The organism is Fodinibius sp. Rm-B-1B1-1 (genome assembly GCF_038594945.1).
GTDB classification, from domain to species: domain Bacteria; phylum Bacteroidota; class Rhodothermia; order Balneolales; family Balneolaceae; genus Fodinibius; species Fodinibius alkaliphilus.
The window spans coordinates 18,242-42,678 of sequence record NZ_JBCFYD010000003.1; the positions used below are offsets into that span (position 1 = coordinate 18,242).

Below are 24,437 nucleotides of genomic sequence, written 5' to 3' on the forward strand. Positions count from 1 at the left end.
TTCCAAAACATTCACAATCCTATAAAATTTAGCCAGCAAAGATACGGCTTTATTTTCCCAATTCCTTATTAGCAATTATTATTCTTTTTGGATGAGAGTGTAGATTTCATTTATTGCTCCTCAATTCTCGATTTGGTATATACCGTTCTTACATGATATATCATCATAATGTTCACTCAGAAAACCTGTTTCATGGATTTACAAGTTGAAAACCAACGCTTTATTGTTTGCGGGGCCAGTAGCGGATTTGGTCGCGCCATTGCTGAACTTTTATTAGATGAAGGAGCAACGGTTATTGCTGTTGCTCGTCGTGAAAATAAACTCAATGAGCTCAAAGATTCTTTTGGGGACAGGGTCGATATTGTTGTTGGTGATCTAACAGATGACGATACCCATAACATGATTGAAGCCGCTATTGGCAATGATCAGCTTCATGGTGTGGTTGTAAATGCGGGGGGACCTCCTGCCCTATCTCCGCTTGAAACTGCTATTTACGATTGGGATCAGGCATACAAAAACGTCATGCGCTGGAAAATAGAGCTCATCCTTCGTTTGGTCTCCTATTTTACTTCTAAAGAGTACGGGCGCATTTTATTCGTAGAAAGTCAGTCGGTAAAGCAACCCATTCCTTCTTTGGTACTCAGTAACTCTTTTCGCGCGGGAATGGTTGGTTTTGCTAAATCTTTATCCCAGGAAGTAGCTGAACAAGGAGTTACGGTTAATATACTGGCTCCGGGATCGCATGATACTCCTGCTATAAAACGTGTCATTAAAAAGGCTGCGGATGAATCCGACAAGTCTTTCGAAGAAGTGCGTGAAGAAATGGAAGCCTCAATCCCAGTCGGTCGTTTTGGCAAAGGTGAAGAGTTGGCTTCACTGGCTGGATGGCTGCTATCCCCACACGCCTCGTTTGTAACTGGCCAAACAATCAGTCACGATGGTGGCAATATTAAAGGGCTTTTTGGATGAGATCCTGAAACGAGTTCAGGATAACATCTTGCCTTTCCTTTTAATTGTTAATTGACAAACAAAACTATGTGGCATCAAACAAAAATCGCTCTTTCTCCAAAGTCTCGGGGCTATCACATCATCACTGATGAGGTTTTGGAAGAGATTCCTGAAATAAAAAAGATTCAAACAGGCATTGCACATATTTTTATCCAGCATACCAGCGCCAGCCTCACTATTAATGAAAATGCAGATCCTTCGGTGCGCCGTGACTTTGCCTCTCATTTCAAACGCATGGTTCCCGAGGATACCTCGCTGTATGAACACACGCTCGAAGGTCCCGATGATATGACTTCGCATATCAAGAGTTCGCTGCTGGGACATTCGGTTTCTATTCCGATAACAAATGGTAAACTAAACCTGGGAACCTGGCAGGGAATTTATTTGTGTGAGCATCGAAACAACGGTGGCTCAAGAAAACTGGTCGTTACCCTTCATGGAGAGTAATCACTTAAAGAAACTTTTTAGTTAGATAAAAACAGAATATGTCAAAAAAGAAAATAGAAGAAGAGTTTGGCGAAACCGATCTGCAAGAGCTGGCAAGACAACTGCGTACTCCCAAAGGGCAAGAAGGCATCGCTATGGGTCAAAAAATGAATGAGACCAATATCGGTATGACATTGGCAGCCATTGATGCACTTGATATCTCTAATGGAGATATCCTCTTGGAAATTGGTCACGGCAATGCTGGTCACGTAGAAAAAATCCTTAGCCGTGCCGGGGATCTTCGATATTTTGGCCTTGATATTTCTGAAACTATGAAACGGGAGGCTCAACGAATCAATAAAAAATATATCAATAATCAGCAGGCATCTTTTCATTTATATGATGGGCATCGTTTTCCTTTTTCGGATGTGACCTTTCACAAAGCAATGACTGTCAATACTATCTACTTCTGGGAAAAACCGTCTGCTATACTAAAAGAAGTTTACAGGGTATTACAGCCCCAGGGTTATTTTAGCATTGGCTTTGCCCAAAAAAACTTTATGAAACAGCTGCCGTTTGTTGAGTATGGTTTCAAGCTTTATAACACGTCAGAGGTTAGAAAATTAGTAGAAGGTAAACCTTTTCAAATTTCCACTGTCAAAGATCAGACTGAAGAAGTTACAAGCAAAGATGGCTCACTTGTTGAACGCACGTTCACCATTATTACACTTGTTAAATAATCCCTTTGGAGATAAACGGTTTTTCTATTACTCCTCCCTACCAGTAGGCACTTCAGATTGCTATTATAGCTGTTGCCAGTTATGGAACCGTCCTTGGTTATTTTATACAAAGTAGAATTCCTGCCCTCTAAATAAAAAAGGCTTCGTCGAGCAAACCCTACCGAGCCTGTTCAACGAAGCCTTGCGCGTAGTTGAGCGGAGAGGGAGGGATTCGAACCCTCGATACCCCTTATGGGGGTATACTCCCTTAGCAGGGGAGCGCTTTCGACCACTCAGCCACCTCTCCAATAAAGAGTCGCAAATATAAGTGCCTTAATAAATTTTATCAATAGAAAACTTATATTTCTTTTCAAAGAACCCTTTAGTCTTCCGGATCACCATCAAGAATATAAATTTGTGCTAAATTGCGTCCTTCCTGGGCATAATCAAGTCCGTATCCTAAAACAAAAAGGGTGGGAATACGAAATCCTACATAGTCAAGCTGCACATCGTGGTGCGTAGCTTCAGTTTTATGCAAAAGCGTAACTGTTGCAATAGACTCAGGATTTTTTTTCTGCAGCTTGTCCACCAAATAGTTCATCGACAACCCGGTATCTACAATATCCTCAACCAAAATAACGTGTCGACCTTCGATATCAGCATCAATATCTTTTAGGTCTGTCACCTCTCCTGAGGAAACCTTTTCATCCCCGTAGCTGCTAAGTTTTAAAAAGTCGACCTCACAGGGAATATCGACTTGGCGCATCAAATCCGAAAGAAAAATATAGGCCCCATTGAGCACCCCAATAAAGATAGGATTCTTCCCTTTATACTTTTCGGCAAGCTCGTCACCCAGCTCGGTAACACGCTCTTGCAGTTCATCTTCCGTTAAATAAATCTTGAATGTTTCGCCGTTGCAGGTAACTGTCTCAGGAGTATATAATGACATGTATTATGCTAAATACTTTATTCTGAGGCAATATTTCGTGTTCTCGTCGCATTTGACCAGCTCCGAAATGGTGCCCGAGGATGACTTATTTTTTATTGGCGGAAAGATAAGAGCACAAATCGTTTCTTCAAAAGATTCTATTACCAACACTTCATCCTTATAGGCAGCACTTACTTTTCGATTCGTCAGATGATCGGCAACGGTTTGATGCCCGCTCATTCCCAATGGCTGGAATCGATCTCCGGAGTTCCATGGTCGCACCGTAACAGGCCACGAAATTTTATCAGCATCAAGATAAAGTACCTTCTCAAAGGCAGGATTTTTGTACCGCTCGACCGAAAACTCTATCTCCCCAATACTGATCGGCGACGCTTTTAGCTCCTCACGGTATAACTCCTGAGCCTCAAGACTACTATTCTCGTTTTCTCTAAGAATATAATATTCACGATCGCGGACAATGGAATAATCAGCAGTTATTTGAATCTTCTTGCCCGTTTGTAAATCAGGCAGTTCCTTGACCCGCTTTAAATTTTGCTGCGTAACATAAATACCGGGCTCATACTCTTTAAGCAGATGCAAAATCAATGCTCGTTGCAGGCCAAACTCCAACTCATCAAAGGCCTGCTTATTAATTGTTTGCTGATCGGTAATCTGCTGTGTAATACACTGCAAGGCCGAATGGTAATTCTCGGCTTCTTCTCCCATCCGCAGTATATTTTCTTCCCAACCCGGGAAAAACTCTGACAACTTTACTGTCCATTCATTACGCAAAAAATTACGCGCAAAATGTGTTTCCAAGTTAGATTGGTCGGTCCGAAACGGAATCTCATGCTGACTCGCATATTGCTCAATCTGTTGCCGTGAAATAGGTAGCAACGGGCGAAATAATTCTCCATCCCAAACATCCATTCCACTCCAACTGGACATCCCCGCGCCGCGAAATAGTTTCTGTAATATCGTTTCTACTTGATCATCCTTGTGGTGCGCCAAGGCAATGCCATCAGCATCATGCTGGGCAACCAAATCCCTAAAAAAATGATAGCGAACATCACGGGCCCACTGTTGAAAGTTTTGCCCTTGGGCTTCTTCTGGATCAGCTTCAAAAATTTCGTATTCAAAACCCCATTGCTGCGACGCCTTTGCTACCAGCTGTGCATCCTTATCAGAAGCTTTCCCCCGCTTTTGATAATTGACATGAGCAACAAGGGCCGAAATATCGAGACGGTAAAACGTATATAATAGCCCCATAGAATCAACGCCACCACTTACTGCAATAACAAAAGATGGAGTTGAAGAAGTAAAGTTTGATTTAACCGTTTCACTAACGGTTTGTTCAATGTGTGATAAGGCTGACTTGCTCATACGAAAATGATTCGATTCCACCTTCTCTGTTCAACATCAAGAGTTGCCCCTTTTCACCAATCCCAAGAAGCTTAAACTGATCTTCTTGAAGCTCATCATCAATTTCTAAGCCAACCCATTGTCCATAGCCTACTATATTTCTATTAATCGATTTAATAAGCCCAGAACCTTGTTTCTGCCACAATGCATATTTGTGCTCGATACGCTGCATCAAAGTAGCCAACAACTGTTCTCTATCGAGGTCCTTCTCCATTTCAAGGCTTAAAGAGGTTGCCAGCCCCGATAGTTCCGCGGAAAAGTTTTTTTGATTTACATTCAATCCAATCCCAATAATTAAACGATCGAAAGTATTTCCATTGAAAACAGTTTCCGTTAAAATTCCAGCTGTTTTTTTGTCATTTACCAATACATCATTAGGCCATTTTATAGCCGCACAAGATGTTGTTAACAACTCGTTAAAACATTCGACCATGGCCAACGCACAAGCCAATGTTAACACGTGAAATCGCTCAGCTTTGGGAGGAATAAATGCCATTGAAAACGTAAGATTCCGACCATTTCGGGACTCCCATTCCCGTTCGTACTGCCCCCTTCCTTTCGTTTGATGGTTCGTCAAACAGATCATCCCCTGCTCTATTTCGTCGCGAGGAATCTTCTTCAGATAGGTATTCGTAGAAGCAAGCTCATCAAAATAGCGGATACTTTGTCCCAGCCATTGGGTATCCAACTCACGTAAAAATAATGATTTATCGAATGCAGTACTCAATGTATTCTTCTTCGATCAATTAAAATTATGCCTCAGCCAGCTTACTTTTAAGTAGCTCTATTTTAGTAATGGGTGTAGGATCAACATTACTTAACATCGCCAGATAAAAACTGGTCCAATCAGCCAGTTGGATAAGCGAAAACATGCGTGTAAGCCGCGTTTGGCCTCTCGTTTTTAACACGTGCAGCGAAGCTGCTTGGTCTTCGATTAGCTCCTCAACAATTTCCATTCGTCGCTGTACTCGTGGATCATCCTCTTTATCAATCAATAAGATTACCGACAGGCGACCGGTCAAATGTACAATTCGCTCCCACCCTACAATTTCGTTATGTGTCATCTCGGGCATGCTATTTCCATAAGAAAGGGTCTTGGCATTTTCTGCAAATTGGTTCTGCCACCGCAAATTCACTCCTTGCATCATCGTAGCGTCTGAATAAATAATGGGTAGCGTATCAAGAATTTCTTCCGCCAAATTTAACGCTTCATTATCGGTTGGATTAGCTAACAAATCATTCTGTTCTGCAAGAAAACGCGCCGTATCTTTCAATGCCCCATCCGTCTCTTCTACCAATTCTAAGTGCTGACAAATACGATATAAGGCTACAAAACTATATCCCAATGCTGCACGTGGCGGCATTCCACCGGGAACTTTGATATAATCAATCTCTTCTTTTGCAGCGTTAACCATTAGCTCACCGCCGCCGGTAAGTGCTATGGCTTGAGCGCCCCGTTCGCGTGCAGTCGACAAGGCCGCCAGCGTTTCCTCGGTATTTCCCGAAAAGCTACATGCAATAAATAAGGTATTCTCGTTTACCCATTGCGGAATTTCGTAGTGACGAATAACCTCCATGGGATACAAACCATCACGATAACAAAACGAACGAATCAAATCCGGTCCAATAGCGGAGCCTCCCATCCCGGCAAAGCAAATATTAGCAACCCGCTCTTTATCTATCGTTAAAGATAAATCAGCAGTTATTTCCATAGCCTCCCGCCACTGATCAGGGAAAGTTGTTAGAAACCCCCGCATGTTTTGGCTATCAATTACGTTTATATCCTCCAGATTCATACCTCTTTAATTTCTTGTATCCCAGTTTGAAAATATCTTATCTACATCATCCAACGTTCCTGCTCGCAATACTTCCTGCCCCAACTTTTGCATATCAGCAATAGAATGCGATAGCAGCATCTGTTTTACCGTTGGTAACACCACTGAGTTCATACTCAGCGTATCGATGCCAAGTCCCATCAAGCAGCAAGCTGAAATAGGATCGGAGGCCAACTCCCCACAAACGCTAACCGGTATATCGTAATCTTTGGCAGCTTGAGCTGTCAAATTAATCAATTCCCAGATGGCCGGATGCCGCTGATCATATAAGTTTGAAATCCGTTCATTTCCGCGATCTACTGCTAACACATACTGAGTAAGATCATTGGTGCCAATACTTAGAAAATCAGCTTCACGGGCAAAGCAATCCGCTTTCAAGGCTACTGCTGGCACCTCAACCATCAACCCAATGGGGATATTCTCATCAATTTCGATAACATCCGTCGTTAACTCTTGCTTAATTTCATCAATAATTTGGTACAGCTGACGAACCTCTCCCATCGTAGAAACCATTGGTACCAGAATACGGATGCGACCATGAAAATCAGCCGATGCAATGTAAATGGCCCGCAGTTGATTTTTCAGGATCTGCTGCTCCTCTAAAAGCATACGAATGCCCCGCCATCCCAAAAAAGGATTTTGCTCGGGTTTGTCATCTTCAAAAAACTTATCTCCGCCTACATCAAACAACCGAATCGTAATCGGATGCGAACCAGTAGCATTAAGAATTGACCGATAAAATGATACCTGTTGATCGATATCCTGGAAACTTTCTCGTCCCAAATAAATGGACTCCGTTCGCAACAACCCAACCCCCTCGGCACAATACTTTTGGGCAATGGTAAGCTCTTCGGCAAACTCAATATTTGCCTGTAACGTAAAACATTGACCATCGGTCGTCTTATTTTCCTTCTCACAAAGCACCTTAAAATCAGCCTCACGCTCACTCTGCTGATCCATAAGTCGCTGATATCTTTCGCGGGTACCTTCATTGGGATTTAGTATAATTTCGCCATTTCGTCCGTCAAGAATCACCTCATCATGCGAGTCTATCATTTCGGTAGCCTCTTTGGTGCCAACCACCGTTGGAATATTCATTGACCGAGCAATAATAGCTGCATGCGATGTTGCCCCTCCACGATCAGTAATAATACCTTTAATATTACGACCTGAAAACGAAATGATTTCTCGGGGACTTAACTCACGAGCCACCAATATTGTTTCTTCCTGAATATCATCACGCTTATTATGCAAAATTTGCAGCAGGCGATCCCGGATATCAGAAATATCCACCGTCTTATTTTGAAACGCATTTTTTTGATGATTTTCTTCAATGACCTCCAGGTAGTTTTGAAAGGTACGTTCTACCGCTAAATCTACCGGCACTTGAGCAGTAATTTTCTGCTCTATCCGCTCACGCAAATCCGGGTCATGAAGAATTGCAATTTGCATCTGGATAAGTGTCGCTGGTTCTTCGACATCAGCACAGCTTTGCAACGCCTTGAGTTCTTCTTCAGCTATTTCGAGCGCATCACGAAATTTATCGAGATGCTTTTGCACCTCATCAGAAGAAATATTTTCATCCGATACCGCAGGACGTTCCCGTTCATATAAACTGGTTTTTCCAATCACAATACCGGGACATGCCGGCGCTCCCGAAATTAAAACCTCATTATTTAGAGTCTGTTCACTCATTTTCGTCCTCGTACACTTCACCAAATCCGCTATCAATTAAATCTGTAATAGCATCAAGGGCCTCACTCTCGTCCGGCCCGTCAACTTCAAGCTCAAGTTCAGCACCTTTTTCGGCGGCCAGTGTCATTACCCCCAAAATACTTTTGCCATTCACCTTATAACCATATAAGTGAATATAAAAATCCGCTTCATATTTCGATGCCAGCTTTACCAATGCCGCCGCAGGGCGTGCGTGCAAACCGGCATCATTAACAATCGTTACTTTCTTTTTTATCATTTTCAGTAATTTATTTTAAAGACTAAAATGCCAATTATTGCAGTAACTATCCACAGCAGTTGTAAGTTTATACCTCCCGATTACTACACTGTGAACTGTATATTTCTTTTGTTAATTTAAGCCTTAAATTTTTGCACCAATTCAACTTATAAATACATGTCAGTAACAAAAAAGGACGTTGATTACGTAGCCGATTTAGCCCACTTACAGCTCAGTGAAGAAGAAACAGAATCACTGGTTAGTGATATGAATCAGATTCTCGATTATATGACCACGCTCGAAGAGCTCGATACCTCGGATGTTGAGCCCCTCGAACATGTTATTGACCTTGAATATCGCCTTCGTGATGACAAAGCCAAAGAACCACTTTCTCACGAAGATGCCTTGAAAAATGCACCGGATGCCGATACCGATTACTTCCGCGTGCCTCGTGTTATTGAATAATTACTGCCGCGTCATTCTTTTCAGGATAAATTGTATAAATTACTGCCACGGCTCCAGATCCTGAAAACAAGTTCAGAATGACATTGTATCTTAACATTCACAAAAGCCTTCCGATTTGAGTTCTAAAAAAAAGCAAAATCACGAGCTAAACGAAGACTTCATTTCACGGCTTTCAGATAAAAAACAACATAGCATTGCCCTTGCGGTCCTCTTTATCCTACCGCTCATTTTATATTCCGCAATATTTTTTGGGGATAAACAATTTCTCGGCAATGATGTTTTACAGTGGCGCGCCGGTGCAGAATCTGTTGTAGAACATATTGAAGAGTACGGCGAACACCCACTCTGGGCGTCAAATATGTTTTCGGGAATGCCGGCCTATACCCTTCATAATCCATCCTCTCCTCCCAGCATCGACTCTTTTTTTAAATGGATTGGCGGACAAACACATCCACTCGCTTTTTTCTGGATACTTCTGAGTGGAGCTTATTTCTTCTTTATCGTTCAAAAAGTTCGCCCATTTTCAGCAGCCATAGGGGCCATCCTTATTGGATTTACGACCTACCTGCCTATTGTTATCGAAGCGGGCCATTACGCTAAATTTATGGCCTTCGCTTTCGTACCGTGGATGTTTGTAGGTTATCATCTAATATCGAAATCACAAAAAAAGCTGTTAGCCTTTTTTGTTTTTGCGTTGGCAGTTGCATTACAACTACGGGCCAACCATCCCCAAATAACATACTATTTTCTATATCTGCTGGGGTTCTGGTGGCTATATAACAGCTGGCTGGCTTATAAAAAAGATGAAATTTGGGATTGGATGCAACGAACCGGTATCGCATTTGGAGCCGGTATCTTGGGCATTATCTGTAGCATTGATTTATACTGGCGACTGCTCGAATATTCCGAATATAGCACACGCGGCGGCTCCACGCTCGAAACCGGTGGTGGTAGTGGCGGACTCACGCTCGAATATGCCTTTAGCTGGTCACAAGGCGTGGGCGAACTGTTAACACTCATCATCCCAGGGCTATATGGCGGATCATCCGGAGAAGCCTACTGGGGACCAAAATCGTTTACAAGTGGTCCGCACTATTTAGGGGCTATTGCCTTTATCTTCGCCTTAATTGGTCTTTTCAAATACCGTAAAAAGATTAAATACCTGTTTTTCGGCGTCGGCTCACTGACCCTGCTTTTTTCACTTGGTAATAACTTGCCGGCATTTAATGAGTTTGCCTTCAACTACATTCCCTATTTCGACAAATTTCGTGTCCCTGAAACATGGCTCATTGCTACGGTATCCTGTTTTGCTGTGCTGGCCGTTTATGGGATTGAAGCACTTTTTGATCTTGCTAAAAACAAAGAAAATGCACTTAAAGAATTAGCTACGCCCCTTGGCATTGCTGTAACAGTAGGCGTCTTATTCTCTTTTGGAAGTAACGCTCTGCTCTCTTTTGAAAAACCGGGTGAAGCCCAACAGTACGCGCAACAAGTGGCACAGCAGAATAATGTATCACCAGACAATCCACAGGTAAAACAGCGGGTACAAAATTTTATCAACACAAGATTAAAACCCGAGCGTAAAGAGATGGCCAGTAGTGATTCCACTCGCTATCTTATCTTGGCACTCCTTGCCAGCGGGCTTATCGTTGGTTTTATAAAACGAAAAATCAGTAAAGGCTACCTTCTTATCGGACTGCTCGTACTTACCACCTACGATATGTTAAGTGTTGGCAACCGCTATGTAAATGCAGATCAAATGGCCTCAGATCGACTTGAACCTGAACAGATGGTCCGCCAGCAGCAAACCCCAGCCGATAAGTTTATCATGGAAAATATCGATTCTGATGATGGCTATCCGTATCGTGTATTCACCTTAGATAGAAATCCATTTAATAATGCTATCCCCTCTTACTTCTATCCCTCCATCGGCGGATATTCCGGGGCAAAGCTGGCCTATTACCAGGATTTAATTGACCACTTGCTGATGGATAACCAAACTGGCTTTAACCATGCCGTGTTGGATATGCTGAACACCAAATATATTACGGTCCAACAACAGCTTCCTTTTGAGGGATATACAGAGGTATTCAGTCAAAACAATCAGCGCGTATACCGTAACGATGATGTATTGCCCAAAGCCTTTTTTGTGGATTCTGTTGCCACGGTTGATTCTCCACAGCAAGCCGTTAACCAAATGAAACCATCAGCAAATTTCGATCCTGCAACAACAGCTATAGTCGAAACAAATGATGACATAGATTCCGTAACGGATACCACAGCCCAAGTCACGATAGAACAATACAAAGCCAATGAAATAACGCTAAACACGTCGACACAAAATGATCAATTCTTGGTAATCAGCGAGATCTATTATCCAACCGGATGGAAAGCAACTATTGACGGAGAACCAGCCGACATCTATAAAACAAATTTTGTGCTTCGGGGTTTACAAGTGCCAGCTGGTGAACATGCAATTCAACTTAAGTTTGAGCCTGCATCGGCTATTTGGGGTGGACGCATTGCTTGGGCTGGTCACATTCTACTTTGGATTGCTGGTATTGGCTTGGTATCTCGTAAGATGGGATGGCTCAAGCAAGCTGCTGAAAAGAAGGAGGAGTTAAATAACTCTTAAGTAGCCGATTCGTGATAGACCTCACGAATCTTATTGGGACTATAATAATCGGATAGAAGGTCGTAATCGTTCTCGTAAAATCGAATCGCTTCGTCCAGCGCCGTTATTGATAAATCCGTCAAGCCAAAGGTTGTCCCCCCTGATTTTTCCGCTCTCATTTTTAACCCAGGCTTTAACTCTTTCAGCATCGCTTTTACCTCTTTCATCTGATGGAGCGGAAAAACCTCATCAATATAATCGAGCCGGTCTCCCAAAAACAGATGCTGTGGACGCGAATGGTGCTCAATACTTTTATTGGCTTCCCGGTACTCTTCTAATCGTATAACGAATGTATTTAAATCCGGCTCCAGTGGCAGGTTTCTTCGATGCAGGGCCGACTTATTTTTTTCCAGATCCCTGAGATCCACCACTCGGTTTCGATAACAAGAAATTAGTCGTTTTACTGGTTCCCGAATCACCGTAAATATAGTAGCATCCTTTTTTTTCAATGCTTTTGTCCCTGTAAATGCACTCTTCCGCTTGTTATAATAATCATGAATATCCTGATAGCCCCATTCTCGGGCTTGATCGTAATCAAACTCTTTGCCGTATTCAATTTCGTACAGGGCATGCTTAATCGTTGAGCACGCATTTTTAGGAATAGGAAGGTAAATAAGCTGCTCGCTATTCAACTCAATCTGATGCAATTGATATCCTGAGACTCCTATTTTTCGAAAGCCGAATCGGATTAACAATCGAACCTCATTAAAAAGTGCTGATATTCGTTTTCTAATACTCATTTCCAAAGCGTGTTTGCTACTTCATTTTTGAATTCACTCCAATATCGAAATGCCGGAACAAATGAGAAATATTCCCCAATTCGTAATGGTTTCTGCTGGGCTCGACGAATGTTATATAGCTGATACTTCCGTTGTGACCTGTTGAACTTTTCTTTGTGCTTATTATAAAACTGCAGGTATCCTTCAAAAGAAGAACTGCTCGTAATACTTTCTTCCTCATGATTCATAAAAACGGTTTGCAACGGCTTTTGAACGTTTCGGATAGGACCGTAGGCATTACAAAGGCGAATCCAGAGATCATAATCTTGCGCCGCCTTTAAATTTGGATCAAAACCTCCCACCCCCATCAGACGATCGCGCCGCGCCAATACTTGGTTGCCCACTTGATTAGTATACAGAAGCGTATCCAAATTAATAACCTTCTTCTTTTTCCATCGCGCCTGACCTTTTTTATGTACCATCACCATATCAGAAGTTACCGCAGCAAAATCATCAGTATAAGCGTCCACTAACTCTTTGATGCGATCTTTGTGCCATTTATCATCATCATCGAGCCCAGCCACAAATTCACCCGAAGCTACCTCGATCCCCTTATTCCGTGCCCGACACGCCCCCACAGATTTTTCCAACCGGACATATTTTAGCGCTTCCTTTGCACTATATTCTTCCATCACTTCCGGCGTATCATCCGTTGATCCATCATCAACAACAATAATTTCTAAATTACGGTACGATTGTACGATCGCCGAATCCAGCGCACGGGGTAGCAACTCGGCCCGATTGTGGGTTGTTATAATTGCTGAGACAAGTGGCTTAGAGTCCACGGTAGTCATTAAAATCAGGATCTATAATTCGCATTCTTCTGCTAAAAACATATATTTTCAGCCGATTAACAAATAACGTTTACCTCAATCGTCATGCAACCGGTCGTTACATTTATCATCTGCTCGTACAACCGAGCTCACTACTTGGATGATACCCTGCATTCACTGCTAAAGAATCAAAGCAGCCCCGATTTTGAATTATTAGTAATTGACAATAACTCGAATGACGAAACGCCTGAGGTCGTAAAAAAATATCAAAAATCGATCAATAAAGATGGTCAACCCATCCGCTATATCAAAGAAACAACCCAAGGGCTTTCGCATGCCCGAAATCGTGGTATTAAAGAAGCCGATGCACCTCATATTGTTTTCCTGGATGATGATATCCGAGCCTCCGAATCACTAATCCCGGCCTGGATTTCTTTTTTTGAGAACCATCCCGATGCTATTGCTGCCGGTGGAAAAATTCACGTCCAATTCGACGCCCCACGTCCTAAATGGATGTCACACTTTTTACTTCCGTTATTGGGACATCATGACCTTGGATCGTCGCCCAAAAAGTATCCCAAAAACAAATACCCTTTTGGCGGAAATATGGGATTTAAAAAGTCGATTTTTGAAGACATCGAACCCTTTAATCCTAACTTGGGACGCAAAGGAGAATCCTTAAACGCCGGAGAAGAAAAAGAATTATTTCGGCGTATCCGTGAAAAGCATAACGACATTTATTATATCCCGGATGCCTTTTTATATCACCGAGTGGGAGCAAATCGTCTGACCAAAAAATATATTCAACAGCAAGCACTGGGGCTGGGGCAAAGTATGCGGCTTCGACTCAGGGAGACATCAACTTTGCAGCACTGCCTAAACTGGCTATCCGAAACCGTAAAACTGCTTGGTTCATTTCCCCTGGCCTTGGGTTATCTTTGCATTCTGCAACCTGCAAAAGCAACCATGCTTTTTCGGTTTCGAAGATGGATCTGGAAAGGCTATTTTGGAGCTTCTAACAATATCTAACCGATATCTAAAAGATGAATAATCCTGTTTTTGTTTTAGGATGTGATCGCTCGGGTACTACCTTATTGAGTTTGTTATTGAGTCAATCTCCTGATCTACACATGACCCTGGAGTCGGGCTTTATTCCCGACCTTTATCCCAAAAAAGACAGCTACGGTGATTTTAGTACGTCAAAACAGCGCTGGTTCTTCATCCGCGATTTGCAAACTACTAATGCTACTTCCAATACTATCGCCTTCGACATTTTTGAGTTGACGGATAAACAAGCAGAACAGAGTATCCGTGAAGCTGCTCCCACCGATTACGCCGGTGCTATCAATGCCTTATTCAGTAAAACGGCAGAACAAAAAGGAAAATCACGATGGGGAAACAAAACGCCCAAATACGTCCACAATATTGATTTACTGGTTGACCTTTTTCCCGATGCAAAAATCATCCACATTCTCCGGGACCCTCGTGATGTAGCCGCCAGCATCAAAAAAGTTGGGTGGACCCATACGATTAAAGAGGCCGCGCAATTCTGGAACGACCGCGTAAGTGATGGACTTGAGGGAAGAACACTTGGCGAAGATTCTTACTATGAACTCAAATATGAATCCCTCCTAAAACAACCCGACCAAACGCTGAAAAACCTTTACGACTGGCTGAATATTGATTTCAGCGAAGAGGTTGTCGACCAATATCAAGAAGATCGGGACCGAATGTCTGTTGAAAAGCACAAAGACCTGTTTGACCTGATTGGAAAACCCATTGATCCCTCACGTGCTTATGCCTGGAAAAAGTCGATGTCGAAGGCCGATATTGCCGAAATTGAACAAGTCAACAGAGAGCTTATTCAAAAATTAGATTATGAACTCTGCGACTACTACATCCCACTGAGCAGAAAGCTTTATCGCGGAACCTTCGATTTTATGATCAATGTAGGGCAAAAACTGGGACAACAAATTGGCAAAAAATTGTAGACCTATTTTTACGACGTCAACTCTTGATATAGTTGCTTGAACTTAGCTGCTTCGCCCGCCACGTCAAACGCTTCTTCAACACGCTTGCGGCCCAACTTACTTACTTCTGTGACCTCTTCTTCCGATACCTCAAGCAACTTCATCATATTTGCAATAATCTGCTCTATATTCCCCTCTTCTGCTAAAAACTGGTGATTCTCCTCTGGAATAATCTCTGGGATGCCAGAATGAAACGTGCTAATACACGGCAATCCTGCCGCCTGCGCTTCCACCAATACCGTGGGCGTGCCCTCTTTGTCTCCACTGGCAGCCGTCTTGCTATTCAACACAAAAGCATCTGCTTTTTGTAGTTGCTCTACAACCTTTGAATGCGGCAACCGTCCCAATAATTGAACGTGATCCTGTAAATTATTACGCTGAATATACTCCTCTAATTCTTGGCGCAAATCCCCATCCCCAATAATATTAAGCTGTAGCACTCGATCACTTCGATCCAACACTTCTTTAAAAGCTTGCAACGTATCCAAATGACCTTTTTTCTCCGCCAGTCGACCAATACTCAAAAACTTGGTCATTGGATATGAGGGGCTTCGATATGTAATATTATCAACCCGAGTTCCCAAATGAACGACTTTTACCTGATCTTCAGCAAAACCGATGTCAAGTGCCCGCCCTTTCATTTCCTCCGATAAAACCGTCACATAATCCGCTACTTCAGAAAGGTCGCGATAGGCTTTCTGCCAATAATCCTGATTAATAATTTCAGAGATATCATAGCCGTAAAAAGTGACGATTAATGGAATATTAAGTTCTTTGGCAACGGGAGCTAAGAGTACCCCCATGGGACCAAAATGCGCATGTAGTACATCCGGCTTTTTATCCAAAAAAAGTTTTGTTAGCCTTTTACGATATACTGGCCAAGCCGAGGTTTCTGTGTCTCTGCCCAACAGGATATCGCGAGCTATATTCCAGATTCTTCCCACATTCCACCATGGCAACGATACGGTAGTCACCGGCTCAAAAGGACGCTCTTGCTCATTCAAATGGTGAAACGTGAGTACTTCCACATCCACCTCCTGACTTTGAAGGCTGGTCACATAATCATAAATAAACGTCTCGGAAAGCTTCGAGAACGAATGGACAAAGTGAATAGAACGCATCTACAAAACATTAGTTTCGAATTTTACCGGCTCTAAAACTACAGCTTTTGCTCCGTTATATTGAAATTATTTTGACCAAGAATATTATTAACTTCCCCCTCTTTTAAAACAAAGCATAGTCGTCTTGGGAATTATTATCAGCCAGAGCATTCGAAATACGATTCTGTCGTATTTGGGCGTTGCGCTGGGATTTGTCATTACTATATGGATGTATCCCAACATACTGGAGCCTGAACAGTATGGGCTGACTCGCGTGCTGCTTTCGCTGGCAATGGTTTCTACACAGCTGGCCAGCCTGGGGACCCAAAATACAATCATCCGATACTTCCCATTATTCAGAGATAAAGAGAACAAGCATCACGGTTCTTTTTTCCTTGCCCTTGCCGTACCGCTTGTCGGGATGCTGCTGCTAACAATTATCCTCTATGTCTTTCAGCCCGAAATCATCCAGTATTTTATTGAGCGCTCGGCACTGCTTGTAGATTACTACTGGTTAATTCTCCCCCTTGCTTTCTTCATCCTGTTTTTTCACGTGCTTTCGGCATATGTGCGCGCACTGTACGATACGGTAATGGCTTCCTTCCTGATGAATGTGATCATACGTGTTTTGGCAGCAAGTATCCTTATTCTCTACTTTTTTGACTGGATCACCTTCCAGCAGTTCATCATCGCATTTGTAGGCACCTATGGAATCATTATGCTCTGGATGCTTGCCTTTACGCTCAGGCGATTCGAGGTCAATCTAAAACCCGACTTCCAGTTTCTACGTACATCGCTGCTCAAAAATATGGGTAATTACAGTCTCTTTGCTTTCTTTGGGGGCGTAGCTTCTATTTTGGTTAATAATATTGACATCATCATGCTCAGTTCGCTGGCTGGATTGAGCGATACCGGAATTTATGCCATTGCGTTTTATATTGGGTCCGCCATCACCATCCCGCGAAAATCCATTTACCAGATCTCATCTCCCGTCATTTCTGACGCCTTTAAAAACAAGAATTTAAGCCTCATTGAAAGGGTATACCACCAGTCATCGCTCAATCTTATCATTGCGGGCGGACTCGTTTTCTGCGGCGTTATTGCCAACATCGACAACCTGATGAACCTCTTACCGCCCGAATATGCCGGGGGAGCACTGGTTATTATCGTAATCGCCTCGGCCAATGTTTTTGATATGGCAACGGGTGTAAATGGTGCCATCATCTTAAATTCCAAATACTATCGGTTCGATTTCTATTCCACCCTTGTCCTGATTTTCATTACTGTACTCCTCAACTATTTGCTCATTCCTGTTTATGGGATTTTGGGAGCAGCCATCGGCACTGCATCAGCCATTATTCTATATAACCTGCTTAAAATTTCCTACGTATGGATTCGGTTTTCTATGCAACCATTTGAGTGGAAAATGCTTCACGTTTTAGGCATTGGCGGCATAACACTTTTGATCGTTTTTCAACTGCCCGTAATGGGCAACGTTTATGCTGATATTGTGCTACGCTCAACCATCATTACCCTGCTTTATGGAATACCGATTTGGATGTTAAATATATCCGAAGAAATTAATACCCTTATTAACGATAGTCTCAATCGTATCAGGAAAATGGTAGGCTTTTAATTTCTATTACGAACAACTTCGGGTTCTTATTTAATGTGAATGATCTGTAATCAACGGTGTGAATTGATATTATGGCACATGAACAATCTTCCGAATGGATAGCACCCAATCCTTCCCAACTGCCCGATTTTATCATCGGTGGAGCCATGAAGTCCGGTACAACTACCTTGCACTCTATACTCGACCAGCATCCCAACGTTTTTATCCCCAAAAAAGAACAACATTTTTTTGATTTTGATAACCTGCTCCAACACAGTGCCTTTAACTTTTTTGATGGGGAGGAAAACAGCTGGATTCGCAACTCCATGAGCAGATCACCACAACAACTGTGGGAAGACTACCTATCCAACTATGATGGCAAAGAATCTTCTATAAAAGGCGAAGACTCAACGACCTATTTAGCTTCATCTATTGCTGCCAAACGAATTGCGATGCAACCCAAAGATATTAAACTCATCTTCTTGCTTCGTCACCCTACTCACCGGGCCTATTCTCAATACTTTCATTTGCTGCGATCAGGACGAGCCATTTTTAGCTTTGAAGATACACTCATGTTTACTCCTGAAAAACTACTGCAGAGAAGTCTATATAACGAGCAGCTCCAATATTATTATGATCTTATTCCCCGAGAACGAATTAAAGTTGTTTTGTTTGAGGACTTAATATCCAAAACTAAAAATACCGTAGCAGAGATCTGCACATTTCTCGACCTCGACTTTCAAAAATTTGATAACAATATCCTTACCACACACTCTAACAAAACCAAGCTCCCGTCCAGCATAACACTGCAGATATATTATAACCGCCTGTTCCGAAAAACAGCTAATTTACGTCACGTAGATTCACTACCGGAATCACCTTCACCAAAAGAAAAAAGACGTATTTTTTTCTTACGACTTATAAAAAAGGCCCATCGCATGATCAATCCACTGCAAGACAAAGAAAAACCTCCTATCAAGAAATCTACTCAACAATTTCTCGATCAATTTTTCCAACGCAGATTATCAGGCATCAATAATCTTGTGGGAAAAGAAATCTTGTCAACCTGGTTTTCTGACACGAACGATACATCGAAAAATAGTTAACCTTTAGAAAAAGGAACAATTATGAAAGCAATCCATATTCAAAATCCCGGCAGAAACTCTTCTCTTGTCATCGATGAAGCTCCTACACCTAAACCGGCATCCAATGACATCCTTGTAAAAGTTAAAGCCACTGCTCTGAACCGCGCCGATCTTCTGCAGCGTAGTGGTAACTACCCCGTCCCTGAAGGCGCTTCTGAAATATTGGGATTGGAGATGTCGGGAGTGGTAGAACAAGTGGGGGCTGAAGTGACCAAGTGGCAGTCCGGCGATAGGGTATTTGGATTGCTGGCCGGTGGCGGATATGCCGAATATTGTACCATCCACAAAGACATGGCGATGGAAATACCTGAAAGCCTGTCCTTTGAAGAAGCAGCTGCCATTCCTGAAACGTTTTTGACTGCTTTTCAGACATTGGATTGGCTGGGCGAATTGCAGGAAAAGGAAACGGTTCTTATTCATGCTGCGGGTAGCGGCGTAGGGACTTCCGCTATTCAGCTGGCGCACCATTTATATGATGCCAAAATCATCGGTACAGCCGGCAAACAACATAAACTAAATACGGCTCAAAAACTGGGAGCCAATTTTGCTTATAACTATAAAGAGCAAAATTACGCTGAAGAAATCATTAATGACATTGGTACTGACTCAGTTAACCTAATTGTGGATTTCATCGGCAAACCCTATTGGCACAAAAATATGGAAATACTGGCGATGGACGGACGCGTGGTATACCTCTCATTTTTAGGCGGACACAAGGTGGAAGAGATTAGCCTCGTCCCTATTCTTAGAAAGCGTCTTTCTATTATGGGATCAACACTTCGAAATCGGTCCGAAGCATATAAAAAGAAACTCACACAAGACTTTGCATCACAAACGCTTACTCTTTTTGAAGATGGTAAACTACAGCCCGTCATCGATTCTACTTTTGATTGGTCGGATACCGAAAAAGCCCACCAGCACATGCAAAACAATAAAAACACCGGCAAAATTGTGTTAACTGGGATGTAATTTTATGGGTAGCCACAGATCTGCACAGATATTAAACTGATCTGTTTGAATCTGTGAAAATCTGTGGCCTCGTCATTTGTCAAAAATAAACCGTTTAAACTCTGGTTTGTCACCAAAGTTCATTAGCAACCCTAACTCGATATTTGTTGCTTTTAAATAGTTAATCAATTGAGCTTTATGTTCAGGTAATAACTTAGAAACAGCCTTTAGTTCAACGATTACTTTATTCTCTATTAACAAATCAGCTTGATAATGCCCTACAACTCTATCTCTAAATTGAACCTGAATAGCTTGTTGAGTAGAAACATCTAACTCCAAATCATTTTCCAAAACAATTTGCATCGCCCTTTCATATACAGATTCAAGAAATCCCTTACCCAACTCATTATACACTTCATAATATCCCTTAATAATTTTTCGAGTTAACTTGTGGTATTTATACGTATTCATCAGTCTAATATCAGTGTTTATCTGTGGCTAACTATAAGTAAGACCGATATTGTGCCTCACCCTTACAAAATTGAGTGAGAATTTCTATCACCAGACCGTTATCTTTGGAGCGAATTATTTTTAGAACCGAATCGATTTTAATTTCATGGCGCAACCGACGTTTAGTACGCATGTGGGGATGGTGGACATCCTGCCCGACGAAGTAGGAAAATGGCAAGCACTTGAACGCATCATCCACGAAGAAGCAAAAAAGTTTAACTTCGAGGAGATCCGCACGCCTATCATGGAGCAAACCGAACTTATCGCTCGCGGCGTGGGTCAGTTGACTGATATCGTCTCCAAAGAGATGTTTGCCTTTGAACGTGGTGAGGATCAATACGTACTACGTCCCGAATGCACTGCACCAGTAGCACGCGCCTTTGTCGAGCATCACTTAGAACAACGCGGCGGCACACAAAATCTCTACTATATCGGACCGATGTTTCGTGCGGAAAAACCCCAAAAAGGACGCCAGCGCCAATTCCACCAGTTTGGAGCCGAAATAATCGGCGCCGACGATCCCGCTGCCGACGTCGATATTATTGCGCTGATGATGGCTATTTATGATCGTGTCGGCATCAGTAATACTACGCTAAAAATTAACTCGGTCGGTGATCCAGAAAGTCGAAAAGCTTACACAGAAGCACTCAAAGATTACTTTCGTCCCAACCTTTCGGAATTGAGCGAAGTATCCCAAAGACGATTCGAAAACAATCCGCTGCGAATCCTCGATTCTAAAGAAGAGGAAGATCAACCTTTTATTGAAAACGCTCCGGTTATTACGGATTTCCTGACGGAAGAAACGACCGAACATTATGCTCGTGTTAAAGAACTATTGGAAGAATTAGATATTACGTATGAAGAAGATCCGCATTTGGTACGCGGACTCGATTACTACACACGCACGGCTTTTGAGCTCATCAGTCCCGATTTAGGAGCTCAAGATGCACTCGGTGGCGGCGGACGTTACGATCTACTGATCGAAGAAATTGGCGGCCAACATACGCCCGCTGTGGGATTTGCAGCCGGTATTGAACGCCTGTTTATTGCCTGCGAAGAATTAGGCATTGATTTAGTCGAAGAAGAAATGCTTGACGTCTATATCGTTACACTCGGTGAAGAAGCTCGTAAATGGGGGATCAACCATCTACCTAAATTACGTGAGGCTGGTCTTTCTGCCTCTATGGATTATATCGGCCGCTCTATTAAAGCCCAAATGAAAGATGCCGACCGTGAAAATGCACGTCACGTTATCATCGTGGGCGGCAATGAACTGGCCGAAGGAAAGTTTACACTCCGTAATATGAAGGCCAGCGAAGAAGACAGCTATAGCTTTGAGGAGATCATGAATAAGTTGACCAACTGATAATCACCATGTCCTATGAAAACTAAAACCTATTATCTCATAGGAATTCTGGTATTCATTATTGCTCTTATTGGATACCATTTTGTTGCTGCAAATCAGGCCGAACAGCAGATAACCAAAGCCCTGCAGGAATATGATGAGCAGGAAGAAACGATCTCAATAAATTATTCCGATATAACCATTACCCCGTTCTCGGCTGATATCACCATTGAGGACCTGGCCATTATTTTCGGCAATCATATTGAACGGGGCAAAAAACTTATATTAGACCTTGGTTATTGGGATTTCCTTAATATCTATTTTGGTGGCGCCGAATATGGACTCAAACAGTTAGAACATGCGGTCATTACCGTTGCCACCCCCTCTTATACCAATCGAACTGATCGAAATGAAATAAAGTCCGATTCTCTCACCATAGCCTACCGGGGCAATGTACTTGATGGATTGCGAAATGCAATTAACCAGATCCCATTTCAAAGCAACCACTCGCTGGAAATAAACAGTAAAAATACGACAATTTCGCTGCCCAACACATTTCTTATTAAAGCAACAGCAAAACAGCTGCACTATACGGGGACTATTTCTGGTTCAAAAACAAACTTTTGGACTAACGGAACACATAACATCCGGTTAAATTCCCTGGTTTGGACGCCCCCTTCTTCTTTTCAGGACCGATACAGTTTTTTTATTAAGGGATTTGGATATAATACAGATGCCATTCCCTTTGAATATGCCGAGCTGAATAGTCAGCCAGCAACAACTGGGGATACACTTAATATCAGCACAGAGCTCAAATCAGAGTTAGCGTTATTTTCGGTGGATGGTTCCATAAAAAACGAACAGCCTTTTACAAAGGCTCAGCTGTATAATACCCGGCTATCACTGTCACAGTTTTCTGAGCAATTTGCGAATATGTTGACAAATATAGAACGTCTTTTAAATATCTCTTTACCTAACAAAAATGGTACTATTACGATAAATCTCACCGGCACTATTCTAAACCCACAAATTGAAGAGTAACAGTTAAGGTTTTCCTTCCTCCGACGATAACCCAACATGAAATAGTGAAGATTATATAGACCATTTACATCTTTTAAGAAAAATCTGTTTCTGATGGGTGAACAATTTTGGAAATCTGAAATACAGTTTATATTCTCTACCCATTAAATTTGAGTTCAATACTCAAAAGCGGCTTTTGCTCCTGTAATTTCATTCTTTCAAGATTACAGTTCTCGGTGAACCTCTCGAGGTACAACCAATAATTTAATTTCGGGGGATTCTCCTTTTTTAATATTTTAAGAGCCGCAAAAAAATTCTTTCAATATATAATTGATCTGACTTTGAAGTTATCCGTACAGAGCCTAATTATATCTTTTTTAAGCCTAATGGGATTTTGGTATCTCATGAGTGGTTTTTTTGATATCACGCATACCATTATGGGGCTGCTAAGTGTTGGTATTGTTATGGGGATCAACTACCAGCTAAAAACCTTTTCTTTCTATGAGAATGAGACAGACATCATTAAAGATCTCCGGTTTTTTTATGCTCCTTACTATTTTATTTGGTTGATTGTGCAAATTATTATTTCGGGAATAGAAGTGGCAAAAATATTACTCAGTCCCTCCCTGCCTATACAGGCAACTGTTGTGCGGTTCAAAGTCAACTTTCCCAATCCACACTGCAAAATGATACTGGGAAATTCCATCACCCTAACACCTGGAACGCTTACTGTTGACATCAATGAAGATGAATTTATTGTACATGCTATCTCAACAGCTTCTTTTGAAGGAATTGCAAGTGATGAAATGCCTAAAAAAGTGTTAAAGCTATTTTCCAGTGAGGAACGAAAAGTAATATCTGATTTTGAAGTTATTAAAACCAAGGAGGAGCTTTAATGGAATCGTTCTTTCTGTATAGTGCTGTAATATTAACGGCCATTATTGCTGTTCCCGCTTACCGGGTATTAAAGGGACCAACGGTGTTCGACCGTCTTGTCGGTACTAATGCCATCGCTACCAAAACAATTGTTCTCATTTGCCTTATCGGCTACGTATTCGGCCGCATTGGTATGTTTATCGATATTACATTGGCATACGCTATCCTTGGATTTATTGGTTCCCTGACTATTGCAAAATACTTTTCAACAACCAAGGTACGCTTCGATGATTGATATTAGCTCGGTCTTAACCATTATTTTTGTTGTATTAGGGATATTCTTCCTGCTGATAGGAAGTATTGGCACCATACGTCTTCCCGACTTTTATTCACGTACACACGCTACCAGTAAAAGTGATACGCTGGGAATGATGCTAATTATCATCGGACTCATCATTTTTGAAGGATTGACCATCAACAGCGCTAAACTATCTTTAGTACTACTATTTATATTGCTGGCAAATCCCATCGGAGCACATGCCTTAGCTCGAGCGGCATACAACTCCGGACTCTCACCCAGATTTCTTGATAACAAAAAAGATTAACTGAATGTACTGGGCACTTGAACTTATATTATTCTTTTTTCTCTTGATTACGGCTTACATCGCATTAGAAGCAGATGACCTGCTTATCGCCGTTGTGATGCTCACCATTTTTAGCTTTTTAATGGCTTTACTGTTTACCACAATGGGTGCTGTTGATGTAGGCTTTACCGAAGCGGTAGTTGGAGCCGGAGTAACCGGCATATTACTTGTGATAGCAATTTTTCAAACTAAATTTACTACAGTCGATTGAAGTACCTAAAATT

Annotated in this window: 26 protein-coding genes and 1 tRNA gene; 16 read left to right on the top strand and 11 right to left on the bottom strand. The window is 42.1% G+C overall.

Features of this window, described 5'->3' with window-relative positions; all coding sequences use genetic code 11:
* The first annotated feature begins 192 nt into the window (after positions 1-192).
* From AAFH98_RS14285 to AAFH98_RS14295, 3 genes are all read left to right on the top strand, one after another.
* The gene (locus AAFH98_RS14285) at positions 193-969 is read left to right on the top strand and encodes an SDR family oxidoreductase (protein WP_342523487.1); all 777 of its coding nucleotides are present in this window, start codon (positions 193-195) and stop codon (positions 967-969) included.
* 66 nt (positions 970-1,035) lie between these two features.
* Complete coding sequence (locus AAFH98_RS14290) at positions 1,036-1,455, top strand: secondary thiamine-phosphate synthase enzyme YjbQ (protein WP_342523489.1); 420 nt, start codon at positions 1,036-1,038, stop codon at positions 1,453-1,455.
* Positions 1,456-1,493: 38 nt separating this feature from the next.
* Complete coding sequence (locus tag AAFH98_RS14295; RefSeq protein WP_342523491.1) at positions 1,494-2,174, top strand: class I SAM-dependent methyltransferase; 681 nt, start codon at positions 1,494-1,496, stop codon at positions 2,172-2,174.
* Between the two features lie 196 nt (positions 2,175-2,370).
* On the opposite strand, the gene AAFH98_RS14300 is transcribed toward AAFH98_RS14295, so the two are convergent.
* From AAFH98_RS14300 to AAFH98_RS14330, 7 genes are all read right to left on the bottom strand, one after another.
* Positions 2,371-2,460 (bottom strand) — tRNA-Ser (locus tag AAFH98_RS14300).
* A 75-nt stretch (positions 2,461-2,535) separates the two neighbouring features.
* Complete coding sequence (hpt, locus tag AAFH98_RS14305; protein WP_342523492.1) at positions 2,536-3,102, bottom strand: hypoxanthine phosphoribosyltransferase; 567 nt, start codon at positions 3,100-3,102, stop codon at positions 2,536-2,538.
* A 3-nt stretch (positions 3,103-3,105) separates the two neighbouring features.
* Positions 3,106-4,464, bottom strand: coding sequence for a tRNA lysidine(34) synthetase TilS (gene tilS / locus AAFH98_RS14310; RefSeq protein WP_342523493.1), 1,359 nt, complete (start codon positions 4,462-4,464; stop codon positions 3,106-3,108).
* Positions 4,436-5,230: a biotin--[acetyl-CoA-carboxylase] ligase gene (locus AAFH98_RS14315; RefSeq protein ID WP_342523494.1), complete on the bottom strand. Its 795-nt coding sequence runs from the start codon at positions 5,228-5,230 to the stop codon at positions 4,436-4,438. Before AAFH98_RS14315 ends, tilS begins: the two co-directional genes overlap by 29 nt.
* Before the next feature lie 25 nt (positions 5,231-5,255).
* Positions 5,256-6,299, bottom strand: a complete 1,044-nt coding sequence (locus AAFH98_RS14320) for a bifunctional phosphoglucose/phosphomannose isomerase (protein ID WP_342523495.1) — start codon at positions 6,297-6,299, stop codon at positions 5,256-5,258.
* A 6-nt stretch (positions 6,300-6,305) separates the two neighbouring features.
* Positions 6,306-8,033 carry a phosphoenolpyruvate--protein phosphotransferase gene (gene ptsP, locus AAFH98_RS14325; protein ID WP_342523496.1) on the bottom strand — a complete coding sequence of 576 codons (1,728 nt, stop codon included), beginning with the start codon at positions 8,031-8,033 and terminating at the stop codon, positions 6,306-6,308.
* Positions 8,026-8,310, bottom strand: a complete 285-nt coding sequence (locus AAFH98_RS14330; protein ID WP_342523498.1) for an HPr family phosphocarrier protein — start codon at positions 8,308-8,310, stop codon at positions 8,026-8,028. The genes ptsP and AAFH98_RS14330 overlap by 8 nt, the downstream gene beginning before the upstream one ends.
* Positions 8,311-8,466: 156 nt before the next feature.
* Here AAFH98_RS14330 and gatC point away from each other — a divergent pair, with 156 nt between their 5' ends.
* Both gatC and AAFH98_RS14340 read left to right on the top strand, forming a co-directional pair.
* On the top strand, positions 8,467-8,754 hold the full coding sequence (gene gatC / locus AAFH98_RS14335) for an Asp-tRNA(Asn)/Glu-tRNA(Gln) amidotransferase subunit GatC (protein WP_342523499.1): 288 nt from the start codon (positions 8,467-8,469) through the stop codon (positions 8,752-8,754).
* Between the two features lie 115 nt (positions 8,755-8,869).
* Positions 8,870-11,389, top strand: a complete 2,520-nt coding sequence (locus AAFH98_RS14340; RefSeq protein ID WP_342523501.1) for a YfhO family protein — start codon at positions 8,870-8,872, stop codon at positions 11,387-11,389.
* Here AAFH98_RS14340 and AAFH98_RS14345 read toward each other — a convergent pair.
* The gene (locus AAFH98_RS14345; RefSeq protein WP_342523503.1) at positions 11,386-12,168 is read right to left on the bottom strand and encodes a sulfotransferase family 2 domain-containing protein; all 783 of its coding nucleotides are present in this window, start codon (positions 12,166-12,168) and stop codon (positions 11,386-11,388) included. The genes AAFH98_RS14340 and AAFH98_RS14345 overlap by 4 nt on opposite strands.
* Entirely contained in the window at positions 12,165-13,001 is an 837-nt protein-coding gene (locus AAFH98_RS14350; RefSeq protein ID WP_342523504.1) for a glycosyltransferase family 2 protein, read from the bottom strand. Before AAFH98_RS14350 ends, AAFH98_RS14345 begins: the two co-directional genes overlap by 4 nt.
* 84 nt (positions 13,002-13,085) lie before the next feature.
* Between AAFH98_RS14350 and AAFH98_RS14355 the strand changes: the two genes are divergently transcribed.
* The gene (locus AAFH98_RS14355) at positions 13,086-14,009 is read left to right on the top strand and encodes a glycosyltransferase (RefSeq protein WP_342523505.1); all 924 of its coding nucleotides are present in this window, start codon (positions 13,086-13,088) and stop codon (positions 14,007-14,009) included.
* A 14-nt stretch (positions 14,010-14,023) separates the two neighbouring features.
* Complete coding sequence (locus tag AAFH98_RS14360; protein WP_342523507.1) at positions 14,024-14,971, top strand: sulfotransferase family protein; 948 nt, start codon at positions 14,024-14,026, stop codon at positions 14,969-14,971.
* Positions 14,972-14,979: 8 nt separating this feature from the next.
* Here the strand turns inward: AAFH98_RS14360 and AAFH98_RS14365 are convergent, their stop codons facing one another.
* Entirely contained in the window at positions 14,980-16,131 is a 1,152-nt protein-coding gene (locus AAFH98_RS14365) for a glycosyltransferase (RefSeq protein ID WP_342523509.1), read from the bottom strand.
* 124 nt (positions 16,132-16,255) lie between these two features.
* Between AAFH98_RS14365 and AAFH98_RS14370 the strand changes: the two genes are divergently transcribed.
* From AAFH98_RS14370 to AAFH98_RS14380, 3 genes are all read left to right on the top strand, one after another.
* Positions 16,256-17,746: a lipopolysaccharide biosynthesis protein gene (locus AAFH98_RS14370; protein ID WP_342523511.1), complete on the top strand. Its 1,491-nt coding sequence runs from the start codon at positions 16,256-16,258 to the stop codon at positions 17,744-17,746.
* Between the two features lie 71 nt (positions 17,747-17,817).
* Positions 17,818-18,831, top strand: a complete 1,014-nt coding sequence (locus AAFH98_RS14375; protein WP_342523512.1) for a sulfotransferase family protein — start codon at positions 17,818-17,820, stop codon at positions 18,829-18,831.
* Between the two features lie 21 nt (positions 18,832-18,852).
* Positions 18,853-19,839 carry an NAD(P)H-quinone oxidoreductase gene (locus AAFH98_RS14380; protein ID WP_342523513.1) on the top strand — a complete coding sequence of 329 codons (987 nt, stop codon included), beginning with the start codon at positions 18,853-18,855 and terminating at the stop codon, positions 19,837-19,839.
* A 72-nt stretch (positions 19,840-19,911) separates the two neighbouring features.
* Here the strand turns inward: AAFH98_RS14380 and AAFH98_RS14385 are convergent, their stop codons facing one another.
* A complete protein-coding gene (locus AAFH98_RS14385) occupies positions 19,912-20,289 on the bottom strand; it encodes a GxxExxY protein (protein WP_342523515.1) in 378 nt (125 codons plus the stop codon).
* A gap of 145 nt (positions 20,290-20,434) precedes the next feature.
* On the opposite strand from AAFH98_RS14385, the gene hisS reads away from it, so the two are divergent.
* From hisS to AAFH98_RS14415, 6 genes are all read left to right on the top strand, one after another.
* A complete protein-coding gene (gene hisS / locus AAFH98_RS14390) occupies positions 20,435-21,694 on the top strand; it encodes a histidine--tRNA ligase (protein ID WP_342523516.1) in 1,260 nt (419 codons plus the stop codon).
* 15 nt (positions 21,695-21,709) lie between these two features.
* The gene (locus tag AAFH98_RS14395) at positions 21,710-22,714 is read left to right on the top strand and encodes a hypothetical protein (protein WP_342523517.1); all 1,005 of its coding nucleotides are present in this window, start codon (positions 21,710-21,712) and stop codon (positions 22,712-22,714) included.
* A 365-nt stretch (positions 22,715-23,079) separates the two neighbouring features.
* Entirely contained in the window at positions 23,080-23,589 is a 510-nt protein-coding gene (locus AAFH98_RS14400) for a Na+/H+ antiporter subunit E (RefSeq protein WP_342523657.1), read from the top strand.
* Entirely contained in the window at positions 23,589-23,864 is a 276-nt protein-coding gene (locus tag AAFH98_RS14405) for an MrpF/PhaF family protein (RefSeq protein ID WP_342523518.1), read from the top strand. The genes AAFH98_RS14400 and AAFH98_RS14405 overlap by 1 nt, the downstream gene beginning before the upstream one ends.
* Complete coding sequence (gene mnhG, locus AAFH98_RS14410; RefSeq protein ID WP_342523520.1) at positions 23,857-24,174, top strand: monovalent cation/H(+) antiporter subunit G; 318 nt, start codon at positions 23,857-23,859, stop codon at positions 24,172-24,174. Before AAFH98_RS14405 ends, mnhG begins: the two co-directional genes overlap by 8 nt.
* Positions 24,175-24,178: 4 nt before the next feature.
* Positions 24,179-24,424 carry a Na(+)/H(+) antiporter subunit B gene (locus AAFH98_RS14415; RefSeq protein WP_342523521.1) on the top strand — a complete coding sequence of 82 codons (246 nt, stop codon included), beginning with the start codon at positions 24,179-24,181 and terminating at the stop codon, positions 24,422-24,424.
* Positions 24,425-24,437 lie beyond the last annotated feature (13 nt).

Coding starts and splice junctions, on each gene's coding strand:
- AAFH98_RS14285 (WP_342523487.1), top strand. CDS start 193: ATGGATTTACAAGTTGAAAACCAACGCTTTATTGTTTGCGGGGCCAGT.
- AAFH98_RS14290 (WP_342523489.1), top strand. CDS start 1,036: ATGTGGCATCAAACAAAAATCGCTCTTTCTCCAAAGTCTCGGGGCTAT.
- AAFH98_RS14295 (WP_342523491.1), top strand. CDS start 1,494: ATGTCAAAAAAGAAAATAGAAGAAGAGTTTGGCGAAACCGATCTGCAA.
- hpt (WP_342523492.1), bottom strand. CDS start 3,102: ATGTCATTATATACTCCTGAGACAGTTACCTGCAACGGCGAAACATTC.
- tilS (WP_342523493.1), bottom strand. CDS start 4,464: ATGAGCAAGTCAGCCTTATCACACATTGAACAAACCGTTAGTGAAACG.
- AAFH98_RS14320 (WP_342523495.1), bottom strand. CDS start 6,299: ATGAATCTGGAGGATATAAACGTAATTGATAGCCAAAACATGCGGGGG.
- ptsP (WP_342523496.1), bottom strand. CDS start 8,033: ATGAGTGAACAGACTCTAAATAATGAGGTTTTAATTTCGGGAGCGCCG.
- AAFH98_RS14330 (WP_342523498.1), bottom strand. CDS start 8,310: ATGATAAAAAAGAAAGTAACGATTGTTAATGATGCCGGTTTGCACGCA.
- gatC (WP_342523499.1), top strand. CDS start 8,467: ATGTCAGTAACAAAAAAGGACGTTGATTACGTAGCCGATTTAGCCCAC.
- AAFH98_RS14345 (WP_342523503.1), bottom strand. CDS start 12,168: ATGAGTATTAGAAAACGAATATCAGCACTTTTTAATGAGGTTCGATTG.
- AAFH98_RS14350 (WP_342523504.1), bottom strand. CDS start 13,001: ATGACTACCGTGGACTCTAAGCCACTTGTCTCAGCAATTATAACAACC.
- AAFH98_RS14355 (WP_342523505.1), top strand. CDS start 13,086: ATGCAACCGGTCGTTACATTTATCATCTGCTCGTACAACCGAGCTCAC.
- AAFH98_RS14360 (WP_342523507.1), top strand. CDS start 14,024: ATGAATAATCCTGTTTTTGTTTTAGGATGTGATCGCTCGGGTACTACC.
- AAFH98_RS14365 (WP_342523509.1), bottom strand. CDS start 16,131: ATGCGTTCTATTCACTTTGTCCATTCGTTCTCGAAGCTTTCCGAGACG.
- AAFH98_RS14375 (WP_342523512.1), top strand. CDS start 17,818: ATGGCACATGAACAATCTTCCGAATGGATAGCACCCAATCCTTCCCAA.
- AAFH98_RS14380 (WP_342523513.1), top strand. CDS start 18,853: ATGAAAGCAATCCATATTCAAAATCCCGGCAGAAACTCTTCTCTTGTC.
- AAFH98_RS14385 (WP_342523515.1), bottom strand. CDS start 20,289: ATGAATACGTATAAATACCACAAGTTAACTCGAAAAATTATTAAGGGA.
- hisS (WP_342523516.1), top strand. CDS start 20,435: ATGGCGCAACCGACGTTTAGTACGCATGTGGGGATGGTGGACATCCTG.
- AAFH98_RS14395 (WP_342523517.1), top strand. CDS start 21,710: ATGAAAACTAAAACCTATTATCTCATAGGAATTCTGGTATTCATTATT.
- AAFH98_RS14400 (WP_342523657.1), top strand. CDS start 23,080: ATGGGATTTTGGTATCTCATGAGTGGTTTTTTTGATATCACGCATACC.
- AAFH98_RS14405 (WP_342523518.1), top strand. CDS start 23,589: ATGGAATCGTTCTTTCTGTATAGTGCTGTAATATTAACGGCCATTATT.
- mnhG (WP_342523520.1), top strand. CDS start 23,857: ATGATTGATATTAGCTCGGTCTTAACCATTATTTTTGTTGTATTAGGG.
- AAFH98_RS14415 (WP_342523521.1), top strand. CDS start 24,179: ATGTACTGGGCACTTGAACTTATATTATTCTTTTTTCTCTTGATTACG.